19 protein-coding genes are annotated in these 14944 nt (G+C 42.0%); 5 read left to right on the plus strand and 14 right to left on the minus strand.

Going from position 1 to position 14944, the window contains the following annotated elements:
* From ED622_RS07340 to fkpA, 10 genes are all read right to left on the minus strand, one after another.
* The coding region (locus ED622_RS07340; RefSeq protein WP_254052607.1) for a GTP-binding protein at positions 1-365 on the minus strand (365 nt) is incomplete at its 3' end.
* 108 nt (positions 366-473) lie between these two features.
* Positions 474-2570 (minus strand): elongation factor G, encoded by a 2097-nt coding sequence (gene fusA, locus ED622_RS07345; RefSeq protein WP_122033263.1) that lies wholly within the window; start codon positions 2568-2570, stop codon positions 474-476.
* Complete coding sequence (locus tag ED622_RS07350; protein WP_122033264.1) at positions 2548-2739, minus strand: hypothetical protein; 192 nt, start codon at positions 2737-2739, stop codon at positions 2548-2550. The genes fusA and ED622_RS07350 overlap by 23 nt, the downstream gene beginning before the upstream one ends.
* The gene (gene rpsG / locus ED622_RS07355) at positions 2705-3175 is read right to left on the minus strand and encodes a 30S ribosomal protein S7 (RefSeq protein ID WP_122033265.1); all 471 of its coding nucleotides are present in this window, start codon (positions 3173-3175) and stop codon (positions 2705-2707) included. Before rpsG ends, ED622_RS07350 begins: the two co-directional genes overlap by 35 nt.
* Before the next feature lie 94 nt (positions 3176-3269).
* On the minus strand, positions 3270-3644 hold the full coding sequence (gene rpsL / locus ED622_RS07360) for a 30S ribosomal protein S12 (RefSeq protein ID WP_005417208.1): 375 nt from the start codon (positions 3642-3644) through the stop codon (positions 3270-3272).
* A 165-nt stretch (positions 3645-3809) separates the two neighbouring features.
* Positions 3810-4097, minus strand: a complete 288-nt coding sequence (gene tusB / locus ED622_RS07365; RefSeq protein ID WP_122033266.1) for a sulfurtransferase complex subunit TusB — start codon at positions 4095-4097, stop codon at positions 3810-3812.
* A gap of 3 nt (positions 4098-4100) precedes the next feature.
* Complete coding sequence (gene tusC, locus ED622_RS07370; protein WP_122033267.1) at positions 4101-4457, minus strand: sulfurtransferase complex subunit TusC; 357 nt, start codon at positions 4455-4457, stop codon at positions 4101-4103.
* A gap of 30 nt (positions 4458-4487) precedes the next feature.
* Positions 4488-4880 carry a sulfurtransferase complex subunit TusD gene (gene tusD, locus ED622_RS07375; RefSeq protein WP_122033268.1) on the minus strand — a complete coding sequence of 131 codons (393 nt, stop codon included), beginning with the start codon at positions 4878-4880 and terminating at the stop codon, positions 4488-4490.
* Positions 4877-5581: a transcriptional regulator gene (locus ED622_RS07380; protein ID WP_045103059.1), complete on the minus strand. Its 705-nt coding sequence runs from the start codon at positions 5579-5581 to the stop codon at positions 4877-4879. The genes tusD and ED622_RS07380 overlap by 4 nt, the downstream gene beginning before the upstream one ends.
* Before the next feature lie 167 nt (positions 5582-5748).
* Positions 5749-6543: an FKBP-type peptidyl-prolyl cis-trans isomerase gene (fkpA, locus tag ED622_RS07385; RefSeq protein ID WP_122033269.1), complete on the minus strand. Its 795-nt coding sequence runs from the start codon at positions 6541-6543 to the stop codon at positions 5749-5751.
* A gap of 128 nt (positions 6544-6671) precedes the next feature.
* On the opposite strand from fkpA, the gene ED622_RS07390 reads away from it, so the two are divergent.
* Complete coding sequence (locus tag ED622_RS07390; RefSeq protein ID WP_122033270.1) at positions 6672-7685, plus strand: WD40 repeat domain-containing protein; 1014 nt, start codon at positions 6672-6674, stop codon at positions 7683-7685.
* Positions 7685-7909 carry a SlyX family protein gene (locus tag ED622_RS07395; protein WP_045103062.1) on the plus strand — a complete coding sequence of 75 codons (225 nt, stop codon included), beginning with the start codon at positions 7685-7687 and terminating at the stop codon, positions 7907-7909. Before ED622_RS07390 ends, ED622_RS07395 begins: the two co-directional genes overlap by 1 nt.
* A gap of 302 nt (positions 7910-8211) precedes the next feature.
* On the opposite strand, the gene slyD is transcribed toward ED622_RS07395, so the two are convergent.
* Genes slyD through kefG form a run of 4 tightly spaced genes read right to left on the minus strand, consistent with a single transcriptional unit; the run spans position 8212 to position 11413 of the window.
* The gene (slyD, locus tag ED622_RS07400; RefSeq protein ID WP_122033271.1) at positions 8212-8793 is read right to left on the minus strand and encodes a peptidylprolyl isomerase; all 582 of its coding nucleotides are present in this window, start codon (positions 8791-8793) and stop codon (positions 8212-8214) included.
* 56 nt (positions 8794-8849) lie between these two features.
* Entirely contained in the window at positions 8850-9050 is a 201-nt protein-coding gene (locus tag ED622_RS07405; protein WP_174213438.1) for a YheV family putative zinc ribbon protein, read from the minus strand.
* A gap of 30 nt (positions 9051-9080) precedes the next feature.
* Positions 9081-10871 (minus strand): glutathione-regulated potassium-efflux system protein KefB, encoded by a 1791-nt coding sequence (kefB, locus tag ED622_RS07410; protein ID WP_122033272.1) that lies wholly within the window; start codon positions 10869-10871, stop codon positions 9081-9083.
* Positions 10871-11413: a glutathione-regulated potassium-efflux system ancillary protein KefG gene (kefG, locus tag ED622_RS07415; RefSeq protein WP_122033273.1), complete on the minus strand. Its 543-nt coding sequence runs from the start codon at positions 11411-11413 to the stop codon at positions 10871-10873. Before kefG ends, kefB begins: the two co-directional genes overlap by 1 nt.
* 137 nt (positions 11414-11550) lie before the next feature.
* On the opposite strand from kefG, the gene ED622_RS07420 reads away from it, so the two are divergent.
* From ED622_RS07420 to ED622_RS07430, 3 genes are read left to right on the plus strand one after another with little or no spacing between them, the layout of a single operon-like run.
* Positions 11551-13482 carry an ABC transporter ATP-binding protein gene (locus tag ED622_RS07420; RefSeq protein WP_122033274.1) on the plus strand — a complete coding sequence of 644 codons (1932 nt, stop codon included), beginning with the start codon at positions 11551-11553 and terminating at the stop codon, positions 13480-13482.
* Positions 13466-13963, plus strand: coding sequence for a TIGR02444 family protein (locus tag ED622_RS07425; RefSeq protein ID WP_122033275.1), 498 nt, complete (start codon positions 13466-13468; stop codon positions 13961-13963). Before ED622_RS07420 ends, ED622_RS07425 begins: the two co-directional genes overlap by 17 nt.
* 11 nt (positions 13964-13974) lie before the next feature.
* Positions 13975-14943 carry a hydrolase gene (locus ED622_RS07430; protein WP_122033276.1) on the plus strand — a complete coding sequence of 323 codons (969 nt, stop codon included), beginning with the start codon at positions 13975-13977 and terminating at the stop codon, positions 14941-14943.
* The last annotated feature ends 1 nt before the right edge of the window (position 14944 follow it).

Here is a 14944-nt window from a genome sequence, read left to right on the forward strand (position 1 = left end):
AGTAGGATGTGCTCACGTGTTTGTGGCATTGGACCATCTGTTGCAGCAACAACTAGGATACCACCATCCATTTGAGCAGCACCAGTGATCATGTTTTTAACATAATCGGCGTGTCCAGGACAGTCAACGTGTGCATAGTGACGCTCAGGTGTATCATACTCAACGTGAGAAGTTGAGATTGTGATACCACGCTCGCGCTCTTCTGGAGCGTTATCGATTGATGCGAAATCTTTAGCAACACCACCGTACACTTTTGCAAGTGTAGTACAGATAGCAGCAGTTAGAGTTGTTTTACCGTGGTCAACGTGGCCGATAGTACCAACGTTTACGTGCGGTTTCGTACGTTCAAATTTTTCTTTAGACACGATCGTGTTCCTTCCTAGTTATGATTCGCCTTATCGAACAGTGATAAGGCGCGCCAGAATTTGCTATTTTATGCGTCAATTGCTCTTGACGCAAGGGTATTGAGTGTTTTATCCGCGTTCAGCGATGATTCTATCGGCAACATTCTTAGAAACTTCACCATATTCGGAGAATTCCATAGAATAAGACGCTCGACCTTGAGTCGCAGAACGTAGAGATGTTGCATAACCAAACATTTCAGAAAGAGGAACTTGCGCGCGGATTATTTTCAAACCAGCAATGCCATCGTCCATACCTTCAATCATGCCGCGGCGACGGTTTAAGTCACCAACAACATCACCCATCCAGTCTTCTGGAGTGGTTACTTCAACTTTCATCATTGGTTCAAGAATAACAGGTTGTGCTTCAAGCGCACCTTTCTTGAATGCCATTGAACCCGCGATCCTGAACGCCATTTCATTGGAGTCAACATCGTGGTATGAGCCATCAAACAGCGTAGCTTTAACGTCGAGTACAGGATAACCTGCTAACACGCCGTTATTCATTTGCTCTTCGATACCTTTTGCTACTGAGCTGATGTATTCACGAGGAACAGCACCACCAACAATTTCGTCGACAAAAACAAAGCCAGCATCATGTTCTGCTGGTTCAATTCTTAGCCATACATGACCGTATTGACCACGGCCACCAGATTGACGTATGAATTTACCTTCCACTTCCGCGCTACCACGGATAGTTTCACGGTATGCTACTTGAGGCTTACCAACGTTACATTCAACGCTGAATTCACGCTTCATACGATCAACGATAATATCTAAGTGTAGTTCACCCATACCAGAAATCAGTGTTTGACCTGATTCTTTATCGGTTTCAACTTTAAAAGATGGATCTTCAGCGGCTAGTTTACCTAGTGCGATACCCATTTTTTCTTGGTCAGCAAGTGTTCTTGGTTCAACTGCGATTTGAATAACCGGTTCAGGGAATTCCATACGCTCAAGAATAACTTTTGCGTTTTGATCACACAGTGTATCACCTGTAGTTACGTCTTTAAGGCCAATCGCCGCAGCGATATCACCAGCGCGTATCTCTTTCACTTCTTCACGCTTATTGGCATGAAGCTGAACAATACGGCCAAAACGTTCACGCTTTTGCTTAACTGAGTTATAAACACCGTCGCCAGTATTAACAACACCAGAATAAACACGCATGAAAGTCAACGTACCTACGAATGGGTCTGTTGCTATTTTGAATGCTAACGCTGCAAATGGTTCGTTGTCGTCTGCGTGACGCTCAACTTCATTATCATTCTCATCAACGCCTTTAATTGCAGGAACATCGATAGGTGCAGGTAAGAATTCAATAACAGCATCAAGTACCGCTTGAACGCCTTTATTTTTAAAAGCAGAACCACAAGTTGCTAATACGATTTCGTTATTTAATGTACGGGTACGTAATGCACCTTTGATCTCTTCTTCTGATAGTTCTTCACCTTCAAGGTATTTGTCCATCAGCTCTTCAGAGGCTTCAGCGGCTTCTTCAACTAGGTTTTGACGCCATTCATCTGCAAGTTCTTGCATATCAGCAGGAATGTCTTCATAAGTGAAGGTCATCCCTTGATCGGCTTCATTCCAGTTAATTGTTTTCATCTTGATAAGGTCAACAACACCTCTGAAATCATCTTCTGCACCAATATTTAATTGGATAGGAACAGGATTCGCACCAAGACGGTTTTTAATTTGGCCTACAACACGTAAGAAATCTGCACCAGCACGGTCCATCTTGTTAACGAATACTATACGAGGAACTCCGTATTTATTCGCTTGACGCCATACAGTTTCAGATTGAGGTTCTACACCCGACGAGCCACAGAACACAACAACCGCACCATCAAGTACACGCAAAGAACGTTCTACTTCAATTGTGAAGTCAACGTGTCCAGGAGTATCGATGATATTAATACGGTGATCTTCGAATTGTGCATCCATACCACGCCAGAAAGTCGTAGTAGCCGCAGAGGTAATTGTGATACCACGCTCTTGCTCTTGCTCCATCCAATCCATGGTAGCAGCACCATCATGAACTTCGCCGATTTTATGAGAAAGGCCTGTATAGAACAGAATACGCTCAGTAGTTGTAGTTTTACCTGCATCTACGTGAGCACAGATACCGATATTACGGTAGCGCTCAATAGGTGTATTTCGAGCCACGGTTGTATCCTCTTATCTTAGGGATTATTGCTATTTCCCAACGCACACGCATTGAAATAGCGATAATGGCTAAGTGTTTTACTAAATGGGAAAGAAAGAAATAAGGTGCAGCAAGGACTGCTGCACCTTCGGTATTACCAGCGGTAATGAGCGAATGCTTTGTTAGCATCAGCCATACGGTGAACGTCTTCACGTTTCTTAACCGCAGTACCTTTGTTCTCAGACGCGTCTACCATTTCATTAGCAAGACGTTGAGCCATAGATTTTTCACCACGCTTACGCGCAGCATCAACCATCCAACGCATAGCAAGTGCGTTACGGCGAACCGGACGTACTTCTACAGGAACTTGGTAAGTTGAACCACCCACACGGCGAGATTTAACTTCCACCGATGGACGAACATTTTCAAGAGCTTCTTCGAATACAGCTAAGTGATCTTTACCAGATTTCTCAGCCATGATTTCTAGGGCACCGTAAACGATTTTTTCAGCAGTTGATTTCTTACCGTCAACCATTACGATGTTTACAAATTTTGCCAACAGTTCAGATTTGAACTTAGGATCTGGAAGGATCTTACGTTGGCCTATTACGCGACGACGTGGCATGGAATATCTCCGTTGTTGTCTTCAGGTTATCCAAAACTTTTCAGTTTCTTCAAATTACAAATATTTAGTGTTTGGCCTTACTTAACGGATTCCATTAAGACTTAGGACGTTTCACACCGTACTTAGAACGACCTTTCTTACGGTCGTTTACGCCTGCACAGTCAAGTGCACCACGAACAGTGTGGTAACGCACACCTGGTAAATCTTTAACACGACCACCACGGATAAGAACAACTGAGTGCTCCTGAAGGTTGTGACCTTCACCGCCGATGTATGAAGTAACTTCAAAGCCGTTAGTTAGACGAACACGACATACTTTACGTAATGCTGAGTTCGGTTTTTTTGGAGTAGTCGTATATACGCGAGTACATACACCACGTTTTTGTGGACACGCTTCTAGCGCAGGCACGTTGCTTTTAACAACTTGCTTTGCACGTGGCTTGCGTACCAGCTGGTTAATAGTTGCCATTAAAATAGCTCCTGATTAGAGGTTCGAAAACTTTTGAAAAATCTATATCCCTATGGAAATAGGGACGCGAAATTCTAAGGCTGAACGTGATATGTGTCAAGAAATATACAGCACTATTAATAAACAATTTAAAAATAGTCTTTCTTTCTTGGCCATAACACTCAATTACCAAGTCACCACAGGGGAATGTTCTTGGGTTAAAGAGACAAAAGATGCATAAGTAACTAATTGAATTTTATTATCAATTAATCCTTTAATACCTCTCGCCTCAACATCTTCTTGTAAAAAATAACACTGCTTAAGAGAGAGGATCAATAAATGATCTTTATGATCCAATATTCCTGCATAGACACAGTCTTGTGTTAATAAAAACACATCATCATCTATATTTACGGGTAACTCTTGCCTATAAAGCGCGTGTAAATTGTCTGTTTTGGTTAAAATATGCAGCATAACTTAAAACACCATCACTTGAGCGCATTGTGCTAACTTCTCATTAATTTGTTGATTTGAGATGACTTCAACATCAATGTTCAGATTATGAGATTTTAATCCACGATTTAATAGCGCCGTCTGACAGACAAAGATCTCTTCAAGATCGTACAAAGGCAACATTTTAAACCCAGCAATATAATCGCGAGATAATATTTTTTCAGGCTGCTGTGCTTCAAGTAACTGCTGCACACCATCACCAATAAAGAAAATACCAATGTCTTCACTGTATGCCGACGCAGCTAGGATGGCATCTAGCCCCTCCCTACCCTTAGTGGTTGAGTGCGGTGAACTTTGAAATACAAATCCAATACGATTCATGACTTACCTATTTCTTTCAGATCCAAGCTATTAAAACTGAACAACACGATCAAACTTCAACAACGCCGTTGCTAACCCACCTAAACCAGCCTGTTGAAAGCCTTGCGCTAGGTTATGTTGCTCCATCTTATGTTGTTCTGCTTCTTCTTGACCGATAACACCACGACGCAATGCAGCCGCAACACAGGTTTCTAATTCTACATTGTACTCTTGTGCCAATGCTTGCCATGCCTTAGTGATATCAAATTCATCATTAGCAGGTAAGATCAATGAAGAGGCGTTCAACACCCCATCTTGGTAAAAGAACACTTTCTCTAATCTGTGTCCCTGCTCGATCAACGCTTGTGCAAATTGAAAAGCTTGTCTTGACGCTTGAGTGCCATAGGCCGAGCCATTAACGACTAATCCGTAGCGCAAACTCACTTTTCACCATCCTCTATTTTTCTCTGACGAATATAGAGATAAACCGTATGTTTTGAAATATTGAGCTGATCAGCAACACGGTTAATGGCATCTTTAATATCAAAAATACCTTTATCGTATAAATCCATGACGATCTGTTTATTCTTAGCGTTATTGCCAACTTCTTTATCGGCATTGACCTCATCAATAGTACGCTTAACCGTCTGATCAACAAGCTCATCCACATCACTGGCAAAGTTGACACTTGAAGCCGCTTCATTCGCCTCTTCACTTGGCATGAAAGAATGCAAAACTTGAGAGAAAGGCGCATCTAGATTGATGTTAATACACAGTAGGCCAATAATTCGTTCATCACCATTACGGATCGCCACCGTAATCGACTTCATCAACACCCCACCTTTTGCGCGAGTAAAGTATGAACGTGAGAAATTACGCTTTGAACGCTGAATATCTTTCAACATTTGTAATGCTAAATCAGTAATAGGAGAACCGACTTTACGGCCTGTATTCTCACCATTGGCAATTCGGATAGCCGACTTATTAATGTCTTCTAATGAATGCAGAACAATCTCACAATAGCTACCGATTAAACTGGCAATACCATCAACAACAGCTTCATAAGAACGCAGAATATGATGATCAAATTCAGTAAATGGCACTACCGCAGATAAACCTTCTTCTGTGGTCTTTGCTATATTCATAATTACCAACTTAATATTTGCTGCTTAACACATGCGTTAAGACCTACGCTTAAAATAATTACATCAAGTTTATCAGAATATTTGCATGAAAATAAAAAACCCCAGCAAGTGCCGGGGCTAATTCAGTGATCTAAAACAAAGTTTAGATTATTTAATCTTCAAGAAAATTATTTTGCAGGTTTTGCTGCATCTTTAATTTCTAGCAATTCAACATCAAATACTAATGTTGAGTTTGCAGGGATCGCTTGGTTACCTTGAGCGCCGTAACCTAATTCAGCTGGAATAACGAACTTATATTTAGAACCAACATTCATAAGCTGAACACCTTCAGTCCAACCAGGAATTACTGCATTCAATGGGAATGTCGCAGGTTGGTTACGATCGTAAGAGCTATCAAACTTAGTACCATCGATTAATGTACCTGAGTAATGAACAACTACAGTATCCGTTGCTTTTGGTTTAGGACCTTCAGCTGGTGTTTCTACTTGGTATAGAAGACCTGATTCAGTTTTCATTACGCCGTCTTGTTTTTCAAACTCTGCGCGGTAATCAGCACCGGCTTTGATGTTTGCTTCAGATTCAGCAGCTGCTTTTTGTTGTGCGATTTCAGCAACACGTTGATCTAGCGCTTGTAGAGCACCTTGAATTTCTTCGTCTGTTAGACGTTCTTTACCGTTGAATACATCAGTAACACCCGCAAGTACGTCTTCTTTTTTCAGGTCTAAACCAAGTTCTGTTTGCTTCTCTAAATTAGAGTTTAAGTATTTAGCCAGTGATGCACCGATTGCATAACCCGCTTTTTCATCTTCAGATGCGAACGTTGATGCCGTTGCGCCTTCTGCTGATGCTTCAATAGTTGCAGGTAACGTTGTTGCTTCTGTTTTTGGTGCTTCTTCTTTTTGACAACCAACAACGAATGCAACAGTTGCAGCAAGTAACGACACTTTAAAGATAGATTTCATTTCAAAACTCCGGTTATTTGAGGTCTTGCCTCAATTTCTTATTCAATTTTTTAGATAAAGATGTGAAATACTGTTCATCACAATATACTAGTACTTATAGACACATTACAAACGAGTAGTTCAATTTGATGCGCCTTATCTCTCAATACCTAGCAATTTTTGTCATTACGCTGACATTATCAGGCTGTTTCTTTAATAATTCTGACGTTCAGCGTTGGGAAGTGGCAACACAAGGCACCACAAGTTTCGCGTTAAGCCGCGACGCTCGCTTTGGGTTATTCTTCGTAAAAAAAGGATCTAACGCCGCCAATACTGATAGTGAAACTAAAAGTGGCTTACACTTCTGGGATCTGGTCGATAATAAAGAACTCACCTATTTTGGCGCTCAAGATCAGCACGATTCTACCGTTTCTCATATCACCATCTCCGATAATTCTCGCTTTGCTATTACAGCAACACAAACCAATTTTGCCGTTTGGGATTTAGGAATGGGCGTATCTGAAGGATTATGGTCTATCTCTGATGGTATTATTCGTGACGTTGATATTGCAAGTAATGGCCAACAAGTCTTACTTGGCCTATCTAATGGCAAGGCTATCTATATCGATTTAGCCACTGGACGTAGACTTGAATTTCTCGCCCATCGTGAAAAAGTAAATTCAGTCGCCTTATCTGCCAATGGTAAATTTGCCTTATCTGGTGGTAATGATCACTTTGCCTATTTTTGGAATACGCAAACGGGACAAATACTGCACACCTTTGAGCATGAGAAACGCGTAAGTCGCATCGCACTGCAACGAGATGGCAAATACGCTTTAACAGCCGATGGTGGTAATGAAGCTTTTATCTGGGATTTAAAAACTGGCGATAAAATGACAGAGTTAAGTACCTTTGCTCGCCAACAAGTGTTCTCAAGTGCTCGCTTTAGCGATGATGGTAAATACCTCATGACAGGCTCACCTGCCGGTAATATCATGCTATGGGATACTTTGTCAGGTAAGAAGCAAGAACAATGGCGTGCTGAACCATTAAAAGATGCACGTCCACCAACAGCGGTAGTGTATGATGTCGCCATTGATAAAAAACAACGAGTCATTTCCGCTACTTCAGCCGGAATAGCTCAAGCTTGGTTGATAGAATAATGACGACAGATATTAAAAAATTAGACGATAGAATCAGTGATTTAGAGTACAAAATAGCGTTTCAAGAGCAAACGATCGAAGAGTTAAATGATGCGTTATCTCAGCAACAATTATTGATCACGAATATGCAAGTTCAGATGAAGTTTATGGTTGGTAAGATGAAGACTATGGATACGTCGAGCATGGCTGATGCGTCAGAAGAGACACCACCACCGCATTACTAGAGGCTATACGCTTCGCTAACTAGACCGCTTCGCTCCTATAAAAGCAAAAACGAAGGTTTCAGGTTTCAGGAAAATCAAAAGCGAGCACACCCGAAACCTGCAAGCGCAGCGCCCTGAAACCTAAAACTCAAAACACCTACCATACTCGCTTTTATAGTATCTAGTTAGCGCAGCGTATAGTTTCTAGTTAAAAAAAACCGCAGATGCTTTCACACCTACGGTTTCAAATTTATCATAGAACTCAAGCTCTTCCTCGCTCCTCGAGCGAAGCGTCCTCGCCTCTCGTTCCTGCTCTTAAAAGATTACTTAGAACAGTTACCGCTACCACAACATTCGTGATCTTCTTTGTGATCGTGAGAATGGCCTTCGCCACCACAACAACCACCTTCGTGATCATGATCGTGACCGCCACAACCGCCTTCTTGGTGGATATGACCGTGTGCAGCTTCTTCTTCAGTTGCTTCACGTAGTGCTACCACTTCAACGTCAAAACCTAGCGTTTGGCCAGCAAGCATGTGGTTACCATCAACAACAACTTCGTCGCCGTCAACTTCAGTCACTTCTACAGGGATTGGACCTTGGTCTGTATCAGCAAGGAAACGCATGCCAACTTCGATTTGCTCAACACCTTGGAAAACGTTCGCAGGAACACGTTGAACCATCTCATCCATGTGCTCGCCGTATGCTTCTTCAGGAGTAACAGTGATGCTGAATTTATCGCCTGCAACTTTGCCTTCAAGCGCTTTCTCAAGACCAACGATTAGGTTGTTGTGACCATGTAGGTAATCAAGAGGAGCTTCAACTGTTGATTGATCAACAACTACGCCTTCTTCAGTTTTTACTTGGTAAGCAAGACTTACAACAACATTCTTTTCAATTTTCATTTTAACTCCGGATGCACTTGGCATTAGTGGATGGTATTCAGTGTTGCGACATAATACTATTCAGGCTTAAAAACGCCAATAACATCATCTTGCGCATGTTTGGTTTTTTCTATCGATTTTGGCGTTTTGCGGTCAGTATGACCACACTCCACACATTCGACATGTTCAATATTACTTTCTTCCCACCAACGTAGCGTATCCGTAGTGCTACACGATGGGCAAACCGCACCTGCAATAAATCGTTTTTTCACGGTTATTATCCTTGTGCTAATTAACTCTGCCTCACATCAATCCCAATGGTTCTGATCTGATCGTTCATTTTCCATTTCTAAGCCAAAGATCTCTTCTAACTCTATTCGAGCCGCTTTCGCCTTAGAAGCCAGAACCTTGTCATCTGAGTGCAATGGTAACAATTCTTTTAGCATAGCAACATCTAACTTTTTAAAATGCGACTCTGCACGTTTGGCTTGATACGGATGCATACCCAAAGATGTGAGGGTTTGTCGGCCTAAATCAAGGGCTCCATAAAAAGTTTCTCGTGAAAAGTGATCCACCCCTTCACTTAACAACTCATACGCCTCAACTCGGCTTCTCGCTCTCGCTAGAATTTTCAAATGTGGAAAATGCTGCTGACATAAAGCAACTATCTCCATCACTTTTTGCGGATCGGTCTTACAAATCACAATCGCTTCGGCTTTTTCAGCTCCTGCTGCGCGTAATAACTCGACTTGAGTAGCATCGCCATAATAGACCTTATAGCCAAACTTTCTCAGTAAACGGATTTGGCTTGGGTCACCTTCAAGAATGGTTAACTTAATTTTATTGGCAAACAGCAAACGCCCAACAATTTGTCCAAACCGACCAAAGCCCGCAATAATCACTTTTGGTTGAGTAGCATGAGTAAAGTCTGATTGTGGCATTTCTTCTTCACCGTTCAGTATTCTACCAAACCACCAATCTTGACCTATCAATAATAACGGCGTCGTCATCATCGATAAACTGACCACCACCAATAAAAAGGCGGTTAATTCTCGACTTAATAAGCCTTCCATTTGCGCTGCCGTAAACAACACAAAAGCAAACTCACCACCTTGGCTTAAAATCATCGCCATTTGACTGCGCGCTTTAGCTTGAGTACCAAACGTTCGAGCTAAGCTATAAAGTAGCATCCCTTTTGAGGTAACCAATAGAGTGACAGCAGCCAATATTTCTAATGGATATTGGAGTAACAATCCTAAATTGACCGACATTCCTACCGCAATAAAGAACAAACCAAGTAGCAGACCTTTAAAGGGTTCAATCGCCACTTCTAATTCATGACGAAACTCACTTTCAGCCAGTAACACCCCTGCTAGAAATGCCCCAAGCGCCATCGATAATCCCAACTGTTTCATCGCAGCAGACACACCAATCACTAAAAGCAGTGCCGCAACCGTAAACAATTCACGCGCACCACTTTTCACTACATAGCTAAATAGTGGTCGTAATAAAAAATGACCTAAGGTGAAAATACCGATTACACCTGCCAATATCCATAAGCCATCAAGCCAATTGCCACTCGCGCCCCCAGCCAGCACAGGTAATACCGCCAGCATTGGGATCACCGCAATATCTTGAAACAACAAGACCGCAAAACCTGATTGACCACTCTCAGAGGAGGATAATTTGCGTTCTTCAATCACTCGCAAGGCAATCGCGGTTGATGACAAAGCCAACCCCATGCCTATCACCACACTCACTTGCCACGTCAGACCAAACAACAGCATCACCGCGCTTATCACACAGGTGGTCACCACCACTTGACTACCACCTAACCCTATAATTGGTTTTCGCATCTTCCATAACTTATTTGGGTTTAGCTCTAAGCCAATCAAAAAGAGAAGCAATACCACGCCAAATTCAGAAAAATGTAAAATCGCATCTACATCCGAGATTAGCTCTAACCCCCATGGACCAATCGCAATTCCCGCCAATAAATAACCCAGTACCGCACCTAAACCAAATCGCTGCGCCAAAGGAACCGTAACCACTGCCGCCGCTAAAAATATTGAACTGGTATGTAACCAATCACCCGCCATTAGATGCCTCCTTTGGGATTCAACAACCAATCTCTATACTCATCAATAAACTGCTGACGTTTTTCTACCGTAATTTTTCGAGCCCAATATTGAATTGATGGCGTTAACCATTCCATCTGACATAACGCAGCGGTGATCTTAAAAGGAATTAAAATCTCATCCATTGTATATTGATTATAACCCCTCTCAGAAAATGCCTCCTCAATACCACCTGCGGTAATTACACTGCGCCATTGCTTCCCTTTTAGAGCATTGCCCTCACCATAGGCAAACCCCTTTCCAAGGACACAATCCATCCACTCTTTTAACAGTGCCGGGCATGAGTAGAGATAAAGAGGATGTTGAAAAACAATAATGTCATGCTGAGCAATCAACTCATGTTCATAAACTACATCAATAAAGAACTCTGGGTATTGAGCATAAAGGTCATGCACGGTGACATGAGCGAGATTTTGATAGGCCGTTAAAATGGCTTTATTGGCAACTGAATGTTCAGGATCAGGATGAGCGAGGATCACTAATATTTTAGGCAACTGAGTCATAAATTCCTTTCTAGACTTTTCTTTTTGTTGTTATCTTCTCCATCATACAGACTATTTCCATATCGACAATCTTCCCTCTTACGCCTACTATGCTCTTCGTATTCACTATTTTGCCAACAAGAGAAGAACACCACAGCATGATTACGTTTTCAGACATTCAATTACTTCGTGGCGGGAAGCCATTATTAGAACAAGCCTCTGCCACTATTCACCCGGGTGACAAAGTGGGCTTGGTCGGAAAAAATGGCTGTGGTAAATCCACTCTTTTTGCCCTAATTAAAGGCGAATTAAGCGTTGATGCCGGTTCAAACCGTGTTCCTCAAAACTGGGAAATGGCATGGGTAGCGCAAGAAACACCGGCATTAGAGCGCAAAGCAATTGATTATGTTATCGATGGCGATCGTGAATTTCGAGGCTTAGAAGAGCAGTTACGTAAAGCAGAAGATGCAGATAACGGCACCTTGGTTGCTGAACTTCACAGCAAAATAGACATTGCTGGTGGCTACACCATTAACTCACGTGCGGCTGAATTACTTAACGGCTTAGGCTTTTCTCAACAGCAGATGGAGTGGAATCTAACTCAATTCTCTGGTGGCTGGCGTATGCGTTTAAACTTGGCGCAAGCCCTGATTTGTCGCTCTGATTTATTGCTACTCGATGAACCAACCAACCACTTAGATTTAGATGCCGTAATGTGGTTAGAGCGTTGGTTACAAAATTACCCTGGCACCTTAATGCTTATTTCTCATGACCGTGATTTTCTTGATCCAGTAATCAATCGCATCATTCATGTCGAAAATCAGCAATTGAACGAATACACAGGTAACTACTCGTCATTTGAAGTGCAACGCTCTGAAAAATTAGTACTGCAACAAGCGAAATACCAAAAGCAGCAAAAGAACATGTCGCACATGCAGTCATACATTGACCGCTTCCGTTACAAAGCATCAAAAGCACGTCAAGCACAAAGCCGTATTAAAGCGTTAGAGAAGATGGAAAAAGTGCTACCAGCACAATTAGACAATCCATTCAGCTTTAACTTTAGAGAACCCGATGCCCTGCCAAATCCAATTCTAATGATGGATGAAGTAAGCGCGGGCTATGAAAACAACACCATTCTAGAACAAATTCGTTTGAACCTTGTTCCGGGCAGCCGTATTGGTCTACTGGGTCGAAATGGTGCCGGTAAATCGACCTTAATTAAATTACTCTCAGGTGAGTTAGCACCACAAAGTGGCATTTTCAGCTACTCTCAAGGGGTAAAAATTGGTTACTTTGCACAGCATCAATTAGAAACGCTGCACGTAGAAGAAACGCCACTACAACACTTAATGCAAATTGCTCCTAATCACACCGAGCAACAACTGCGTGATTACTTAGGCAGCTTTGGTTTTCAAGGAGAGAAAGCGCTCGATAAAGTAGGTCCATTCTCAGGTGGTGAAAAAGCACGTTTAGTATTAGCACTTGTGGTGTGGCAAAAACCAAACATGTTGCTACTCGATGAACCAACCAACCACCTTGATTTAGATATGCGCCAAGCCTTAACCATGGCACTACAAACCTTTGAAGGTGCAATGGTTATCGTCAGTCACGATAGATACTTACTTCGTGCTACCACAGATGATCTTTACCTAGTCCATGATCGCCAAGTGGTTCCTTTTGATGGTGACTTAACCGATTACTACAAGTGGCTAACAGAACAAAACAAGACCGAGCGTAAAGAACAACTACAACAAGACAAGCAAGACAGTCCAAGCACTTCAACGAGCTTAAGTGCGGCAGACAAAAAAGAGCAAAAGCGTAAAGAAGCCGAATTCAGAAAGCAGATAGCACCACTACGTAAAGAAGTGACTAAGCTTGAAAAGAAAATGGACAAATTGAATGAAGCCATAAGCCAAGCTGAAGAAGAGTTAGGTGATGTTTCTTTGTATGAAGCAGAAAACAAAAAACGCTTAACGGAAGTCTTAGCGATTCAAGCCTCTGCAAAATCAGAGCTAGAAGATGTCGAAATGGAGTGGATGGATCTTCAAGAGCAAATTGAAGAAAAAGAGAATGCCTCTCAGCTGTAATCCTCCAGTCAGTAAACAACAAAAGGCTTTGCTTACCGGCGAAGCCTTTTGGTCCTTCTCGTTATCCCATTACAATGAAGACGGTGTACAACAAGGCGCGCTGATCCTGCAAGACAAACATCATGGCAATGTTAACTTAGCATTACTCTTAATTTGGCTTGATAGCCTTAGCATTGGCTTTCCAACACCAGATATAAAGACTCTCGAAACGGCTCTTATTAGCACTGACACCTTGCTGTTTTCTTATCGTAAATTACGCAAAGCGATCAAAAAAACGGCCAATATCTCTCTTTATCAAGATGCGCTTAACTTTGAGCTTCAACTCGAACGACAACAGCAAGCTGATCTTATTGAAGCTTTATTACGTATTCCATTAAAACAAGTGACAGCAATCGACCCTCCCGCTCTATTACGTCATTACTGTCTTTCACTGAACGCAGAAACACTCATTTTCAACTTACAAGCTAACCAAGCTAATTAAGGTATATCTCGATGATGGACCAATTTACACCAGCTACAGGGTTATCCAATTGCCACATTCAAACCCTTCTGCCTCGCTTGATACGTAGAAATCCACTATTCAATGCTTATTGGCAGCGTCTTGAACTGCCTGATGGTGATTTTGTAGATTTAGCATGGAGTGAAAATCCAAATAAAGCCGGAGATAAACCCATCTTCATTTTATTTCATGGCTTAGAAGGCAGCTTTGAAAGCCCATACGCAAATGGATTACTCGCCGCCGCTAAAGAACAAGGTTGGTTAGGCGTAATGATGCATTTTCGAGGGTGCAGTGCCGTACCAAACCGTTTAGCCAGAGCCTATCACTCAGGGGAAACCGAAGACGCGCGTTTTTTTATTCAAATGTTAGACAGCCGCTTTCCACAACAAGTAAAAGTTGCTACTGGGATCTCTCTGGGTGGCAATATGTTGGTAAATTATCTTGCTAAGTACGAAACAAAAACACTATTGAATGCTGCAACCGTTATTTCTGCGCCTTTAGATTTAGCCGCTTGCTCAGAGCGTATTCAACAAGGCTTTTCCCAAATCTATCAAGGCTATTTATTACGATCATTGAAAGCCAGTAGTATCAAAAAGATCAACGGAAGTAGAAAAGCAATCGTCGGTTTAGATAAAACAATGATTGCAGCCATTCCCGATCTCCTGCAATTTGATAATTTACTCACCGCCCCAATGCACGGCTACGAGAACGCACAAGATTATTATCAACAATGCAGTGGTCTGCAGTTTTTAGATGACATAGATATTCCAACACGCATTATTCACTCTAAAGACGACCCATTTATGACAAAAGCGGTGATCCCTACTCATCCTCTGCCTAACTGTGTACACTATCAACTAACAGAGCATGGTGGTCATGTGGGCTTTATTAATGGTTCATTCACCAAACCCAATTTTTGGTTAGAGGCCACCGTAAATCAGTGGTTTCAACACGTTCTATAAT

The organism is Aliivibrio sp. EL58, assembly GCF_900312675.1.
GTDB lineage: Bacteria > Pseudomonadota > Gammaproteobacteria > Enterobacterales > Vibrionaceae > Aliivibrio.